Consider the following 14,181-nt stretch of genomic DNA (forward strand, 5'->3'; position numbering starts at 1 on the left):
AATCAGGTGATGAGCGCTCGCGGCGGCCCAGCCAGCGGCGCCGGTTGACGGTGGACCGCAAGTCGTTCGGCTTCTACCACAATCTGATGGGCTTTCCGAAGGTCACGGTCGGCGAGATCAGCGGGTATGCGCTCGGCGGTGGCTTCGAGATGGCGTTGATGACCGACATCTCGGTGATCGCCCGCGATACCAGGATCGGGATGCCGGCCACCCGGTTTCTGGGTCCGGCGCTGGGCAGCCTGCACATGTTCTTCCACCGTCTGGGTCCGGTGCTGGCCAGGCGGCTGCTGCTGACCGGGGACGTGATCAGGGCGTCAGAGGTCGAGCACCTGGGCGTCTTCACCGACACCTGCGACGCCGCATCGGTGCCGGCGCGGGCGCGGTACTGGGCCGAGAAGGCCGCGAAGATGCCCGCCGACGGTGTCGTCATCGCCAAGGAGGCGTTCCGCCTGGTCGAGCAGAGCCAGGCCTACCAGGGTGAAGAGGTCGCAAGTTACCTGTTCCACGCGTACGGGACGAACCTGCAGTTCGCCGACGGTGAGTTCAACTTCGTCAAGACCCGCGCCCGGCACGGCACGAGGGAGGCGTTCCGGCTGCGTGACGAGCACTTCTTCGTCCCTGAGCCGGAGTGACTCGTCTCACGCGTGTTCAGGGCTACAGTATCTGTTAGTTTTGTAACGTCTTTCTGTAACGAAACCGAGGTCAGAGCATGCCAACACCCGTCATCGTCGGTGCTGCCAGGACGGCCATCGGCCGCTCGTTCAAGGGCACACTCGTCAACACCCCGCCCGAGACGCTGATCACCACGGTGCTGCCCGAGGTCGTCCGCCGCTCGGGAGTCGATCCGGCCGACATCGACGACATCATCTTCGCCGAATCCCATTACGGCGGCGGTGATCTCGCGCGGTACGCGGCGGACGCCGTGGGCCTGCAGCACGTGCCGGGGCAGTCGGTGAACCGGCACTGCGCCGGAAGCCTGACCGCGATCGGCAACGCCGCGGCGCAGATCGGCTGCGGCATGGAGCGGGTGATGATCGCCGGCGGTGTGCAGTCGCTGTCGATGACCCCGCTGACCAATTGGCGCATCCCCGGCCCCGAGCTGAAGTTCGAGGAGCGGTGGATGCCGCCCACGCACGTCGAGACCCCGGATGCCCCGGCCAAGGACATGTCGATCACCGTCGGCTGGAACACCGCGCAGGCCGCGGGTATCACCCGTGAGGACATGGACGCCTGGGCCGCGCGGTCCCACCAGCGCGCTGTGGCGGCTCAGGATGCCGGCAAGTTCCTCGACGAGATCGTGCCGCTGAAGGTCGAGCAGTTCGACGGTTCGGTGATCGACTTCAGCGTCGACGAGCACCCGCGCCGCGACACCACGGTCGAGAAACTGGCCGGCCTGAAGGTGCTGCACCCCGAGATCGAGGGCTTCTCGATCACCGCGGGCAACAGCAGCGGCACCAACGACGCGGCGGCCGGTGTGGCGCTGGTCGAGGCCGACTACGCGGCCGCCAACAACCTGACCGTGATGGCCAAGGTCCGGGCGTGGGGTGCGGTGGGCGTGGCCCCGCGCGACACGGGTCTGGGCGGTGTCAAGGTGATCGGCCGGGTGCTGGACAAGGCCGGCCTCAAGCCGTCCGACGTGACGCTGTGGGAGATCAACGAGGCGTTCGCGTCCGTGCCGATCGCCGCGGTCCGTGAGTACGGCATCGACGAGGAACTGGTCAACTTCTCCGGCAGCGGCTGCAGCCTCGGGCATCCGATCGCGGCGTCGGGCGCCCGGATGATCACCACGCTGATCTACGAGCTGCAGCGCCGCGGCGGCGGTATCGGGGTGGCCGCGATGTGCGCCGGCGGCGGCCAGGGCGGCGGCGTCGTCATCGAGGTCTGACACTTACTTGCGCCGAACGTGCATTCCGCGCGCGGAATCACGCGAAAAGACCGCGTGGAATGCACGTTCGGCGAGAAGTGGGTGCGAGGTGGGCCCGGCGAGTGGGCTCAGCGCTTGCGGGCGGCGGTGGCCTTCGACGCTTTCGCCGGCTTGCGGGCCGGCTTGGCGTTCTGCTCGATGAGCCGCTCGGCGTGGTCGAGGATGCACGTCAGTCCGAACTCGAAGTTGCGGTCGTCGGACGCGCTGAGGTGGTGGCCCTGCTGGGTCACCGCGGCCAGCAGTGGGGCGGTGGCCGGATCGATCGTCATCGTGTCGTCGATGTCTCCGTGGCTGTCCTCGCCGGCGAGGTTCTTCTCGCGGAGACGCTGCAGCACCACCGAACCGCGGACGTGGACCGACATCGCCGAATAGGTGTCGAAGGCCTCTTCGGGTGACAGACCGGCTTCGACCAGGCTGCTGATCGCTTTCTCCACCTCCTGCACACCGAGCTTCGCGGCCCGCGGGCTCAGCGCCGAGCGGATGAGGATCAGATCGCACAGAATGGGGTTGCCGTTGAACGTCTGCCGCATCGACCGGGCATGGTTGGCCAGCGTCTCACGCCAGTCCTTGGCCTCCACGTACGGCGTCGCGAACGCGTACTGCCGCAGCGCACGATCAGTCATCGCGTTGAGCAGATCGTCCTTCTTGCGGAAGTACCAGTAGATGCTCGTGACGCCGACGCCGAGGTGCTTACCCAGCAGCGGCATGCTCAGGTTGTCGATGCCGACCTGTTCGGCGAGTTCGAAGGCGCCCTTGATGATGTCGTCGGGATTGATGGATCCGCGCTCGCGTCGTTGACGCTTCTCCGCGGTCGCCTGCTTGGCCACTGTCGGGCACCTCCATCGCTTCAATGCTGCACGGAGCAGCTCCCCGGGCCGGGGTGGTGGTCGTACCAGTCGGCGGTGGGTAGGCTGGCCTGCGCCTTTGCCGCCAGGGGACCGCACCGCCGTGTGCAGCGACCTTACCGCCTGCGCCGCGGCCGGAACGTCGCGCGCCCGTTCCGCCCTTCTACTGTAAGTCCTATAGTAAGGTTTTCCAGCGATATGCGGGGACAACCCCGCGCGAAAGGCGAAGGGCGACAAGTGGCTGACGAAGTTCTTCTGGAACGCCGGGACCGGGTGCTGATCATCACCATCAACCGTCCGGAGGCGCGCAACGCCTTCAACCTGGCGGTGGCGCAGGGGCTGGCCGATGCGATGGACGAACTCGACGCCACCCCGGAGCTGTCGGTGGCGATCATCACCGGCGCCGGCGGAAACTTCTGTGCCGGTATGGACCTGAAGGCGTTCATGGCCGGTGAGGTGCCGGCCATCGAGGGCCGCGGGATCGGCTTCACCGAGCGCCCGCCGCGCAAGCCGGTGATCGCCGCCGTCGAGGGCTACGCGCTGGCCGGTGGCACCGAGATCGTGCTGGCGACCGATCTGATCGTGGCCGCCAAGAACGCGAAGTTCGGCATCCCCGAGGTCAAGCGCGGTCTGGTGGCGGCCGGCGGTGGACTGCTGCGGCTGCAGAAGCGCATCCCGTACCAGAAGGCCCTCGAGCTCGCGCTGACCGGCGACAGCTTCACCGCCGAGGAGGCGTCGCAGTGGGGCTTCGTCAACGTGCTGACCGAACCGGGCGAGGCACTCGACGGCGCGCTGGCGCTCGCCGAGCGGATCACCGCCAACGGCCCGCTTGCGGTCGCGGTGACCAAGGAGGTCATCGTGAAGTCGGCGGACTGGAGCGAGGCCGAGATGTGGAAGAAGCAGGGCGAGATCGTCTTCCCGGTCTTCTCGTCCAAGGACGCGATGGAGGGCGCGACGGCGTTCGCCGAGAAGCGCAAGCCGAACTGGACGGGGACCTGAGCGGGTCGGTGCGGCTGCACGGGTGCTTCTGAATGGACCTGGGCCTGCGCGGCGCCACCGCGGTCGTCGTCGGCGGCGGCCGCGGCATGGGTCTGGCCGCGGCGCACTGTTTCGCCGACGACGGCGCACGCGTTGCGCTGATCGGACGTACCCGGAGCGTGCTCGAGGCCGCCGCCGCCCAACTGCGTGACCGCGGCAGCCCGGACGCCGTCGCGGTGGTGGCCGACATCGGCGACGACGCCGCGGTCCGAAGCGCTTTCGCCGAGCTGGGCCGGCGCTGGAACGGCGAGCTGAACATTCTGGTCAACGCCGTCGGGCCGTCGGTGCGCGGCACCTTCGACGAGCTGACCGACGCTGACTGGCGTCAGGCCGTCGACGAGGGCGCGATGGGCATGGTGCACTGCGTACGCGCGGCGTTGCCGTTGCTGCGCGCGGCCGAGTGGGCGCGCATCGTGAACTTCTCCGCCCACTCGACTCAGCGCCAGAGCGTGATCCTGCCGGCGTACACCGCGGCCAAGGCGATGGTCACCAGCATCTCGAAGAACCTGTCGCTGCTGCTGGCACGCGACGAGATTCTGGTCAACGTGGTCTCACCCGGCAGCATCGCGTCCGAGGCGCTGGTCGGCTGGGCCGATTCGGTCGGTGTGGACGGCACCGACCCGTACGCGCTGATGGCTGCCATCGACGAACACTTCGGCCATCCGGCGCACCTGCCGCGGGCCGGGATGCCGAGCGAGATCGGGCCGGTGGTCGCGTTTCTGGCGTCTCGGCGCAACTCGTACATGACCGGTGCCAACATCAACGTCGACGGCGGTAGCGACTTCACCTGAGAACGCGGCGACAGCGGTCGCCCGATTCGGGGTGAAGGCCTGGTGTGCAATGGTTTTCGGAGCTCTGACCACCCTCCGGTGACCGTCGGTGCGCGGGGGTGTCCGGACCTTGCGGAAGCCGCTACCGATAGGTGTACAGTATGAGCATCTGTCGAGCTGGGGAGGTATGTCGGTGAGCGCTGTCGATCGCACCGCCGACAGCACCGATCCGGTCCTGTTCGAACGTGGTGACAGCGGTGTCGCGGTGCTGACCCTCAACCGGCCCGAGCGCATGAACGCCTGGGGCGGCGGGCTCGCCGGCGCGTTCTACCGTTGCCTCGACCGCGCCGAGGCCGACCCGGACGTCCGCGTCATCGTGCTCACCGGAAAGGGCCGGGCGTTCTGTGCCGGCGCCGACATGGGTGATCTCGACGCGATCCGCGGGGCCTCCGAGTCGTCGGGCGACACGGACGTGTCCCAGCTGGTCGGCGAACGTCATCCCCACTTCGTCACGGGGATGCGCAAGCCGTTGATCGCCGCGATCAACGGTGCGTGCGCGGGCATCGGTCTGACGCAGGCGCTGATGTGCGACGTCCGGTTCGCCGCAGCGGGCGCCAAGTTCACCACCGCGTTCAGTCGGCGCGGCCTGATCGCCGAGTACGGCATCTCCTGGATCCTGCCCCGGCTGGCCGGCTGGGGCGCCGCGACGGATCTTCTGCTGTCCGGTCGCACGTTCTACGCCGAGGAGGCCAGGGAACTCGGCCTGGTCAAGGACGTCGTGGCGCCCGAGGAGCTGATGGCGCACACGCTGGCCTACGCGGAGGACATCGCGCGGAACTGCGCTCCGAGCTCGCTGGCGGTGATGAAAAGCCAGCTGTACCGCGATGCTTCGCGAAACCTGCACGACGCGAGCGCCGAAGCGGAGAAACTGATGCACGAGTCGATGCGTCGCCCCGATTTCATCGAAGGCATCACCGCCTTCTTCGAGAAGAGACCGCCCCGCTTCCCACCGCTCAAGGAGGAGACGCCATGACAGCCCCGCAGCAGGAAGCGCAGCGGACTGCGCCTGCACCCAAGCCCCTTGACTACCAGGCGATCGACGTCGACAACCACTACTACGAGCCGATCGACTCGTTCACCCGGCATCTGCCCAAGGAGTTCAAGCGCCGGGGTGTGCAGATGCTGACCGAGGGTAAGCGCACGTTCGCGGTCATGGGTGGCGTCGTCAACCACTTCATCCCGAACCCGACGTTCGATCCGATCATCGAGCCGGGATGCCTGGATCTTCTGTTCCGCGGCGAGATCCCGGAGGGTGTCGACCCGGCGTCGCTGATGAAGGTCGACCGACTCGGCGATCACCCCGAGTATCAGAATCGCGATGCGCGGGTGAAGATCCTCGACAACCAGAACCTCGAGACGGTGTTCATGCTGCCGACGTTCGCCTGCGGGGTGGAGGAAGCGCTCAAGCACGACATCGACGCCACCATGGCCTCGGTGCACGCGTTCAACCTGTGGCTCGACGAGGACTGGGGTTTCGACCGCCCCGACCACCGCTTCCTGTCGGCGCCGATCATCTCGCTGGCCGACCCGGCCAAGGCCGTCGACGAGGTCGAGTTCGTGTTGAGCCGCGGCGCCAAGATCGTCTGTGTCCGCCCGGCGCCGGTCCCGGGTGTGGTCAAGCCCCGCTCGCTGGGTGACCCGGTCCACGATCCGGTGTGGGCGCGGCTGGCCGAGGCCGGTGTTCCGGTGGTGTTCCATCTTTCCGACAGCGGCTACCTCGCGATCGCGGCGCTGTGGGGCGGCAAGGCGACGTTCGAGGGGTTCGGGAAGAAGGACCCGCTCGACCAGGTGCTGCTCGACGACCGTGCCATCCACGACGCGATGGCCTCGATGATCGTGCACCAGGTGTTCACCCGCCATCCCAAGCTCAAGGTGGCGAGCATCGAGAACGGCTCCTATTTCGTCTACCGCCTGATCAAACGGCTCAAGAAGTCGGCCAATACCGCGCCGTACCACTACAAGGAAGACCCGGTCGAACAGCTCAGGAACAACGTCTGGATCGCGCCGTACTACGAGGACGATGTCAAGCTGCTCGCCGAGACCATCGGGGTGGACAAGATTTTGTTCGGCTCGGACTGGCCGCACGGTGAAGGGCTGGCGGATCCGATGGCATTCACCGCCGACATTCCGCAGTTCCCGGAGTTCAGCGCCGAGGACACCCGAAAAGTCATGCGGGACAACGCACTCACCCTTCTCGGCGCACACATCAGCCCGGCCTGACCGTGGGCGAGTGGACCATCGGCGCGGTTGTCGACGCCATCGCCGACGCGGTACCGGACCGGTTGATGACGGTGTGCGGAAACCGCAGAAGCACCTATGCGCAGACCGCCGAACGCACCCGCCGGCTGGCGAACTTCCTGACCGCCAACGGAATCGGTGCGCACCGGGAACGGGAAGCGCTGCAGGGCTGGGAGTGCGGGCAGGACCGGGTGGCGCTGATCATGCACAACGACCTGTACCCGGACATGGTGATCGGCGCGCTGAAGGCACGTGCCGTGCCCGTCAACGTGAACTTCAACTACACACCGCGCGAGGTCGACGAGCTGCTGAGGTACCTGCGGCCGCGGGCGGTCATCGTCCACCGGTCGCTCGGCGCGAAGTTCGCCGACGTGCTGCCCCGCGAGGGCATCGATCTGATGATCTCCGTCGACGACGGCAGCGGGGCACCGGAACTGACCGGGGCGGTCGACCTCGACGACGTGCTGGCCCGGGATGAGCCCGGCCGTCCGGTGACACCGTCGCCGGACGACGTGATGATGATCTGCACCGGCGGGACGACGGGCCGGCCCAAAGGCGTGATGTGGCGGCAGTCCGACACCTACGTGATCTCGATGAACGGCGCCGACCACGAGTCGGTCAGCGAGATCCACGACAAGGTGCGGCACGCCGGGCCGCCGTGGTTCGCGGTGTCCCCGCTGATGCACGCCGCAGGCATGTGGACCGCGTTCGCCGGGCTGCTCAACGGCCAGACCGTGATCCTCTACGACAAGCCGACACTCGACCCCGCGGCAGTGCTGGCCACCGCGGAGCGGGAGAAGGTGGGCCTGATGACCATGGTCGGCGATGCCTACGCAGGACCACTGATCGACGAACTGCGCCGTCACCCCTACGATCTGTCGTCCCTGTTCGCGATCGGCACCGGAGGAGCAGCGACCAACCAGCGCCATCAGGACGCGCTGCTCGAACTCCTTCCGCAGATCACGCTGATCAACGGTTACGGCTCCTCGGAGACCGGGAACATGGCGTTCGGCCGTAGCCAGCGCGACGACCGCAAGGACACCTTCGAGCGACGCGACGGGGTGGTGCTGCTGTCCGAGGACCGCACCGGGTTCCTCGAACCGGGCGCCGAAGAGGTCGGTTGGGTGGCGCGCAGCGGCCGAATCCCGTTGGGATACTTCGACGACGCCGAAGGAACCCGACGCACCTTCCCGGAGGTCGACGGACGGCGCGTGGTGATCTCCGGGGACCGTGCGTCACTGGAGGCCGACGGCACCCTGCGCCTGTACGGGCGCGACTCGCTGGTCGTCAACACCGGCGGGGAGAAGGTGTTCGTCGAGGAGGTCGAGGAGGTGCTGCGCGCGCAGCCCGGCGTGGTCGACGCGTTGGTGGTGGGCCGCGACAGTGAGCGTTGGGGGCAGGAGGTCGTCGCGCTGATCCAGAAACAACCGGACACCGACGTCGACCCCTCGGCTCTGCGGGACGCGTGCACCTCGGCGCTGGCCCGTTTCAAAGCCCCGAAAGAGATCCTCTTCGTCGACAACGTGCGACGGCTGGGGAACGGAAAGGCCGACTACCGATGGGCGAAGAGCCAAGTGACACAACGCAACCAGGCGGGAACTCGGCCGTGACGCGACGAGTGCTCGACTGCCTGGTCAACGTGCACTTCGGTGAGACGGCCAGACAACCCGAGTTCATGCTCAAGGTGCGCGACGACTACTTCAAGGGTCCGAAGTCGCTGTACGACCAGGTCGAACTGCCCGCACTGCTCGACGAGATGGCCGAGCACGGGGTGGAGAAGGCCATCCTGATGGACAACCTGGTCAAGCCGTCGGTCACGGCCCGAAAGTTCGTCGAGGAGCGCCCCGACAAGTTCGCGCTGGCGATCGGCGGGGTCAATCTGTTGCGGCCGATGCCGTCGTTGCGCGAGCTCTCGTCCGTCGTCGCCGACCTACCGGTGGCGTACACCGCTGTGGGGCCGAGCTTCTGGGGCGACGGGATGTACCCGCCCAGCGACGCGGTGTACTACCCGCTCTACACCAAATGTGCCGAACTCGGACTCCCGCTGTGCGTCAACACCGGCCTGCCGGGTCCGCCGATCCCGGGTGAGGTGCAGAACCCGATCCACCTGGACCGGGTGTGCGTGCGCTTCCCCGAACTGAAGCTGTGCATGATCCACGGTGCCGACCCTTGGTGGGACGTCGCGATCCGGCTGCTGATCAAGTACCCGAACCTGCGGATCATGACGTCGGCGTGGTCGCCGAAGCGCCTGCCCGACAGCCTGTTGCACTTCATGCGCACCCGCGGAAAGAACAAGGTGATCTTCGCCTCGGACTGGCCGGTGCTCAAGCAGAGCCGCGTGGTGCCCGAGGCGCTCGCTCTCGATCTGCCGGCAGACGTGCTCGACAACTACCTGTACAACAACGCCGCCGAGTTCTTCTTCGGCACCCCAGAACAGGAGACCTGACCGTGGACCGGTACGAGCTGCGCAGGCTGGACTACAGCCTGTCCGAGGACCATCAGGCCCTGCAGGCCGCCTACAAGGATTTCTTCGCGACCCGCTGCACCATCGAGACGGTGCGCGCAGCCGAGGAGTCCGGCTTCGACAAGAACCTCTGGGAACGGTTGTGCGCGATGGGCGCGACGACGATGGCGCTGCCCGAATCCGTCGGTGGCGACGGCGCCACGCTCGTGGACCTGACGTTGGTGGCCGAGGAGATCGGCCGGTCCCTGGCGCCGGTACCGTGGATCGACCACGTCTGCGCGGCCCGGCTGCTGGCGCGTCTGGGCGGTGTCGACACCGAGATCGTCGACGGTCGTCAGATCGTGGCCCTGGACCCCCAGCAGGACAACGGATCCGGGGTCAGGCTGATCCCGGCGGGGTCGGTCGCCGACCACCTCGTGGTCCGCGACGGTGACGACGTGGTCCGGCTGAGCTTTTCGACGCGGCCCGCGCGGGTCGACAACATCGGAAAGCTGCCGATGGCGTGGGTGGATCCCGCGGCCGCGGACAGTCGTACCGTGCTGGGCAGTGGCAGCGGGGCACTGGCCGAATACCAACGTGCGCTCGACGAATGGCGCCTGCTGACCGGCGCCGCCTTGGTCGGCCTCGTCGAGGAGACCATGACGATCGCCGCCGAGTTCGCCAAGACCCGCTACACGCTGGGCGTGCCGATCTCCACACTGCAGGCGATCTCGCACCCGCTGGCGAACATCGCGATCACGGTGCAGTCCGGCCGTAACCTCGCGAGGCGGGCCGCCTGGTTCTTCGACAACGAACCCGACGAGCGCCGTGAGCTGGCGCCGTCGGTGTTCGTGTTCATGGCCGAGGAGGCCGCCAAGGCCGCCACCATGGCCGTCCATGTCCAGGGCGGGCTCGGCGTGTCAGCGGAGGCCGCGGCGACGGCCTACCTGGTGCGGGCCAGGGGCTGGGCGGTCGCCGGGGGAGACCCGGGGGCGGTCGCCAAATACCTCGCCCGGATTGTGGCCGAACGCGAAGGACGGAGCTAGACAATGGATTTCTCACGGGTGGACCTGACCGAGGACGAGCAGAAGTTCCAGGACGAGGTACGGTCGTTTCTGCGTGAGATCGTCACCGAGGACGTCATCCGGCGCGACCGTGAGACCGGTGACAACTTCGACGAGGGTGTGCATCTGGCGCTCGGGGCCGCCGGTTACCTCGACCGTGACTGGAACCCGGCCACCGAGCGCCCCTTCACTCGGGTGGAGCGCAGGATCTGGGAGCTGGAGAAGCGTCGCGCGCACGTGCCGTGGGTGACGTCGGGGACCACGGCGATGATCACCAAGTCGGTGGAGAAGTTCGGGTCGCCCGAGCTCAAAGCCGAAGTGCTGCCGCGGGTCTACAGCGGGCATGTGCGGCTGTGCCTGGGCTACACCGAACCCGAGGGCGGCTCCGACGTCGCGACGTGCAAGACCCGCGCCGTGCGTGACGGCGACCAGTGGGTGATCAACGGTTCCAAGATGTTCACCACCGGTGCCCACAACTGCCAGTACGTCTTCCTGATCACCAACACCGATCCGAGCGCGCCGAAACACAAGAGCCTCACCATGTTCCTGGTGCCGCTGGACACCGCCGGCATCGAGATCCAGGGCATCCGCACCGTCGACGGCGACCGTACCAACATCGTCTACTACAGCGATGTGCGGATCGACGACCGCTACCGACTGGGCGAGGTCAACGGCGGGTGGACGGTGGTCCGCGAACCACTCAACGCCGAGCACGGCGACGTCGCCGCCGCGGACGACGGACTGGCCGACGTGTCCATCATGATGCACCAGGCCATGTTCATGGCCGGCGCGGTCGACAAGGCCGCGCAGAAGTCGACCGTCGCAGATCCCAACGGCGGCAGGTTGATCGATGACGGCGCCGTCGCCTACCGGCTGGGTCGCAGTGTCGCCCGCCTGGAGGCGTCCCTGTCGGCGCCGAGCATCTTCGGCCGTGTCGCGCTGGCCCAGACCATGCGTGACATCTCACCCGATTTGATGGACATCATGGGGGCGGCGTCGGCGCTGCCGCTGGGCACCGACGGTGCCGCCGACGACGGCGCCGCGGAGTACGTGTACCGGTTCGCTCCGCTCGTCGGTATCTACGGCGGCACGCTGGAGGTGTTCCGCAACATGATCGCCCAGTACGTGCTGGGCCTGGGCAAGCCGAACTACTCGCCGCCGGCCCGGAAAGCATCCTGACGGGCCGTCGCCCACGCGTAGGCCCCCGCGGCGCCGAACGTCGCGGCACCGGCCACCGACGCCACGCGCTGCGACGGGCTCAGCGCGGCCGCGCCGGCGTTGACGACGCATTCGGCCGCTGCCAGACCCGTCAGAGCCAGCAGCACCGGTCGTCGGGCCGGGGTGGCGCTGGTGGCCATCAGGATCGCCCCCAGCGCAACCTCACGAAGCGCCCACATCCGTGTCAGGTTCTCGCTGTGCGCGGTGACCGGACCCTGCGTGAAGCGGTCGGGGGCGGCGGTGGCCAGCGCACCGAACACGGCCATGGTGGCACCGATCCCACGCTGGATCGTGGTGGAACGTGACATCGTGTCTCCTTCGCTACTGCTGCCCGGCCGACAGGATCGCGTCGATGCGCTCCTGGCTGGGCAGAGCCGGTCCGTCGTCGAGCTTTTCGTCGATGCCGAGCTCGGTCAGTCCGACCCCGGTGAGCCGGCCGATATCGGTCAGCGGATCACCGACCGTGGTCATCTCCCGGTCGAAGACCGCGCTCACCTGCCCGTCGGTGAAGGCGAAGTTGCCCGGCTTGGCATCACCGTGCACCAGCGTGGAACGACTCGTCGGCGGCCGAATAGCCCATGCTTCTCCTTGCTCGCGCCACCGCGACTCTCGGATCGTCCGGCCGATGGTGTCGGCATGACCGCCTGAATTATGAACGCAACGGGAAGCTTTGGTGCCGAGATAGGGCATTTTGATAGGAACGTCCGATTACGGGAGCGCCGGAGATGCGGTCAGTGGGAATCGACGACGAGCGCTCGGACGAGATAGCGGTCCACGAATCGGCGCTTCGCCGACAGGGGCCGGTGCCGCCATTGCGCGGTCAGCAGGAACGACGTGGTGGCCGACATCCACTGGACCGTCTCGACCAGATCGAGATCGGCGTGAATCTGTCCGTCGGTCTTCCACTGCGCGAACAGCGGACCGAGCTGCTCAGCCAGCACCGCGGCGATGGCCTCCGCGCCGTGTTCGAGCACCGGCGCGAGCGCCGAACTGTCGCCGGCATACAAGGCGAGGTTGACGGGATCTCCGTCATCCACGGCGGCGACCGGATTGAGAACCAGTTGGCGGATGCTGGCCGCCGCATCGGTCGGCCGGCGCAGCGCGCCCAACCAGCGACCGTGGGCGCGCTCGATGCGTCGCAGCACCAAGGCCAGCAGTACCTCATCGCGGTTCGGGTAATAGCGGTAGGCCGTCGAGCGTGCCACCCCCGCTTCGTCGGCCACCTCGGTCATCCGGATCTGAGTTCCCCCGCAGCGGATGACACACCGTTCCGCGGCGTCCAGCAGGAGGTTGCGGGCGACGTCGTCGTCGAGTTGCGCCCTGGCCTCACCCCACCGGCGAATCCGTGACGACGTCATGACGTCGATCGTGCCACGACGGCGCGATTCGGACCGCCCGGTTTCCGCGCGCGAGGTCAGCGGACGACTCATGTGGTGAGGATCGTCGCCCCCGCGGTGCCGGGGGCGCCGTAGAGCTGGGCGAAGCCGACCTTCGGTTCGCCGGGGATCTGCCGGTCGCCTGCCTGCCCGCGCAGCTGGCGCACGATCTCGTGGACCTGGCGCAGGCCGGACGCGCCGATGGGCTCACCGTTGGCGAGCAGGCCGCCGTCGGTGTTGACCGGCATCGACCCGCCGATCTCGGTGGCACCGTCGGCGATCAGCTTCTCCTGCTCGCCGTCGGCGCAGAAACCGGCCTCGGCCATGTGGATGATCTCGGCGCCGGCGTCGGTGTCCTGCAGCTGGATCACGTCGACGTCGGACGGTGCGATGCCCGCCTTCTCGAACGCGGCGCGCGACGCGTAGACGGTCGGGGCGACATCCTCGTCGACCGGGGCGAACGTCGTGTTCACCTCGTAGGCGCCGTACCTGCGGGTGCGCACCTCCACCGCGCGGACGAAGACCGGCTTGTCGGTGTAGCGGTGCGCGAGGTCGGCCCGGCACATCACGACCGCCGCGGCGCCTTCGTCGGGAGAGCAGAACATGTACTGGGTCAGCGGGTAATTCAGCATCGGAGAGTTCAGGATGGCGTCCTCGTCCATCGGCTTGCGGCGGAACGCGTTGGGATTCAACGCCCCGTTGCGCAGGTTCTTGTTGACCACCTTGGCCAGCGTGCGATGACTGACGCCGTGTTCGTGCAGATAGCGGTTGGCCTTCATGCCGAAGAACTGCGTGGTCAGGTACTGGCCGTTCTCCGCATACCAGCTGGGCATCCCGACCAGGCCGGGGTCCTCGGTGAACGCGCCACGCGGATGCTTGTCCAGGCCGACCGCGATGCCGATGTCATAGTCGCCCAACCGGATTCCATCAGCACACGCCTTGGTGACGCTGGCCGCGGTGGCGCAGGCGTTGAACACATTGGTGAACGGGATGCCGGAGAGCCCGACCATGCCGACGATGGCGTCGGGGTTGGCCACGGTCCAGCTGCCGCCGACGCCGAACTGGATGTCGTTCCAGGACAGGCCCGCGTCGCTGACCGCCGCGGTGATCGCGTCGACACCCATCTGCATCGCGGTCTTGCCCTCGAACCTGCCGAACGGGTGCAGTCCGACCCCGATGATCGCGACGTCGTGCATCGTGTGGTT

Annotated in this window: 14 protein-coding genes and 1 pseudogene; 10 read left to right on the plus strand and 5 right to left on the minus strand. The window is 67.6% G+C overall.

Annotated elements, in window-relative coordinates; translation table 11 throughout:
- Both MVA01S_RS08955 and MVA01S_RS08960 read left to right on the plus strand, forming a co-directional pair.
- Positions 1-632: enoyl-CoA hydratase/isomerase family protein (locus MVA01S_RS08955; protein WP_169801750.1), on the plus strand; the 632-nt coding region annotated here is incomplete at its 5' end.
- Positions 633-709: 77 nt separating this feature from the next.
- A complete protein-coding gene (locus MVA01S_RS08960) occupies positions 710-1,885 on the plus strand; it encodes a thiolase family protein (RefSeq protein WP_003928814.1) in 1,176 nt (391 codons plus the stop codon).
- 107 nt (positions 1,886-1,992) lie between these two features.
- On the opposite strand, the gene MVA01S_RS08965 is transcribed toward MVA01S_RS08960, so the two are convergent.
- Positions 1,993-2,751 carry a TetR/AcrR family transcriptional regulator gene (locus MVA01S_RS08965; protein ID WP_003928813.1) on the minus strand — a complete coding sequence of 253 codons (759 nt, stop codon included), beginning with the start codon at positions 2,749-2,751 and terminating at the stop codon, positions 1,993-1,995.
- Between the two features lie 255 nt (positions 2,752-3,006).
- Between MVA01S_RS08965 and MVA01S_RS08970 the strand changes: the two genes are divergently transcribed.
- The 8 genes from MVA01S_RS08970 (at position 3,007) to MVA01S_RS09005 (ending at position 11,561) form a co-directional block, all read left to right on the plus strand.
- On the plus strand, positions 3,007-3,768 hold the full coding sequence (locus MVA01S_RS08970; RefSeq protein WP_003928812.1) for a crotonase/enoyl-CoA hydratase family protein: 762 nt from the start codon (positions 3,007-3,009) through the stop codon (positions 3,766-3,768).
- Between the two features lie 32 nt (positions 3,769-3,800).
- On the plus strand, positions 3,801-4,598 hold the full coding sequence (locus MVA01S_RS08975; protein ID WP_003928811.1) for an SDR family NAD(P)-dependent oxidoreductase: 798 nt from the start codon (positions 3,801-3,803) through the stop codon (positions 4,596-4,598).
- Positions 4,599-4,770: 172 nt separating this feature from the next.
- Positions 4,771-5,610: an enoyl-CoA hydratase gene (locus tag MVA01S_RS08980; RefSeq protein WP_040540212.1), complete on the plus strand. Its 840-nt coding sequence runs from the start codon at positions 4,771-4,773 to the stop codon at positions 5,608-5,610.
- Positions 5,607-6,857, plus strand: coding sequence for an amidohydrolase family protein (locus tag MVA01S_RS08985; protein WP_003928809.1), 1,251 nt, complete (start codon positions 5,607-5,609; stop codon positions 6,855-6,857). The genes MVA01S_RS08980 and MVA01S_RS08985 overlap by 4 nt, the downstream gene beginning before the upstream one ends.
- Before the next feature lie 2 nt (positions 6,858-6,859).
- A complete protein-coding gene (locus tag MVA01S_RS08990) occupies positions 6,860-8,485 on the plus strand; it encodes an acyl-CoA synthetase (RefSeq protein ID WP_003928808.1) in 1,626 nt (541 codons plus the stop codon).
- Positions 8,434-9,321 carry an amidohydrolase family protein gene (locus MVA01S_RS08995; protein ID WP_435405963.1) on the plus strand — a complete coding sequence of 296 codons (888 nt, stop codon included), beginning with the start codon at positions 8,434-8,436 and terminating at the stop codon, positions 9,319-9,321. Before MVA01S_RS08990 ends, MVA01S_RS08995 begins: the two co-directional genes overlap by 52 nt.
- A gap of 2 nt (positions 9,322-9,323) precedes the next feature.
- The gene (locus tag MVA01S_RS09000) at positions 9,324-10,364 is read left to right on the plus strand and encodes an acyl-CoA dehydrogenase family protein (protein WP_003928806.1); all 1,041 of its coding nucleotides are present in this window, start codon (positions 9,324-9,326) and stop codon (positions 10,362-10,364) included.
- 3 nt (positions 10,365-10,367) lie between these two features.
- Positions 10,368-11,561 (plus strand): acyl-CoA dehydrogenase family protein, encoded by a 1,194-nt coding sequence (locus tag MVA01S_RS09005; protein WP_003928805.1) that lies wholly within the window; start codon positions 10,368-10,370, stop codon positions 11,559-11,561.
- Here MVA01S_RS09005 and MVA01S_RS09010 read toward each other — a convergent pair.
- The 4 genes and pseudogenes from MVA01S_RS09010 to MVA01S_RS09025 form a co-directional block, all read right to left on the minus strand.
- Positions 11,531-11,908, minus strand: coding sequence for a hypothetical protein (locus MVA01S_RS09010; RefSeq protein WP_003928804.1), 378 nt, complete (start codon positions 11,906-11,908; stop codon positions 11,531-11,533). The genes MVA01S_RS09005 and MVA01S_RS09010 overlap by 31 nt on opposite strands.
- Positions 11,909-11,921: 13 nt before the next feature.
- Positions 11,922-12,164 (minus strand): annotated as a pseudogene (locus tag MVA01S_RS30315) (phosphotransferase); the annotation flags it as partial.
- A 167-nt stretch (positions 12,165-12,331) separates the two neighbouring features.
- Entirely contained in the window at positions 12,332-12,958 is a 627-nt protein-coding gene (locus tag MVA01S_RS09020; RefSeq protein ID WP_040540097.1) for a TetR/AcrR family transcriptional regulator, read from the minus strand.
- Positions 12,959-13,026: 68 nt separating this feature from the next.
- Entirely contained in the window at positions 13,027-14,172 is a 1,146-nt protein-coding gene (locus MVA01S_RS09025; RefSeq protein ID WP_003928801.1) for a thiolase family protein, read from the minus strand.
- Positions 14,173-14,181: the final 9 nt, after the last annotated feature.

The organism is Mycolicibacterium vaccae NBRC 14118 = CIP 105934 (assembly GCF_001552715.1).
Lineage (GTDB): Bacteria > Actinomycetota > Actinomycetes > Mycobacteriales > Mycobacteriaceae > Mycobacterium > Mycobacterium vaccae.

Coding starts and splice junctions, on each gene's coding strand:
- MVA01S_RS09020 (WP_040540097.1), bottom strand. CDS start 12,958: ATGACGTCGTCACGGATTCGCCGGTGGGGTGAGGCCAGGGCGCAACTC.
- MVA01S_RS08960 (WP_003928814.1), top strand. CDS start 710: ATGCCAACACCCGTCATCGTCGGTGCTGCCAGGACGGCCATCGGCCGC.
- MVA01S_RS09010 (WP_003928804.1), bottom strand. CDS start 11,908: ATGTCACGTTCCACCACGATCCAGCGTGGGATCGGTGCCACCATGGCC.
- MVA01S_RS09005 (WP_003928805.1), top strand. CDS start 10,368: ATGGATTTCTCACGGGTGGACCTGACCGAGGACGAGCAGAAGTTCCAG.
- MVA01S_RS08975 (WP_003928811.1), top strand. CDS start 3,801: ATGGACCTGGGCCTGCGCGGCGCCACCGCGGTCGTCGTCGGCGGCGGC.
- MVA01S_RS08995 (WP_435405963.1), top strand. CDS start 8,434: ATGGGCGAAGAGCCAAGTGACACAACGCAACCAGGCGGGAACTCGGCC.
- MVA01S_RS08985 (WP_003928809.1), top strand. CDS start 5,607: ATGACAGCCCCGCAGCAGGAAGCGCAGCGGACTGCGCCTGCACCCAAG.
- MVA01S_RS09025 (WP_003928801.1), bottom strand. CDS start 14,172: ATGCACGACGTCGCGATCATCGGGGTCGGACTGCACCCGTTCGGCAGG.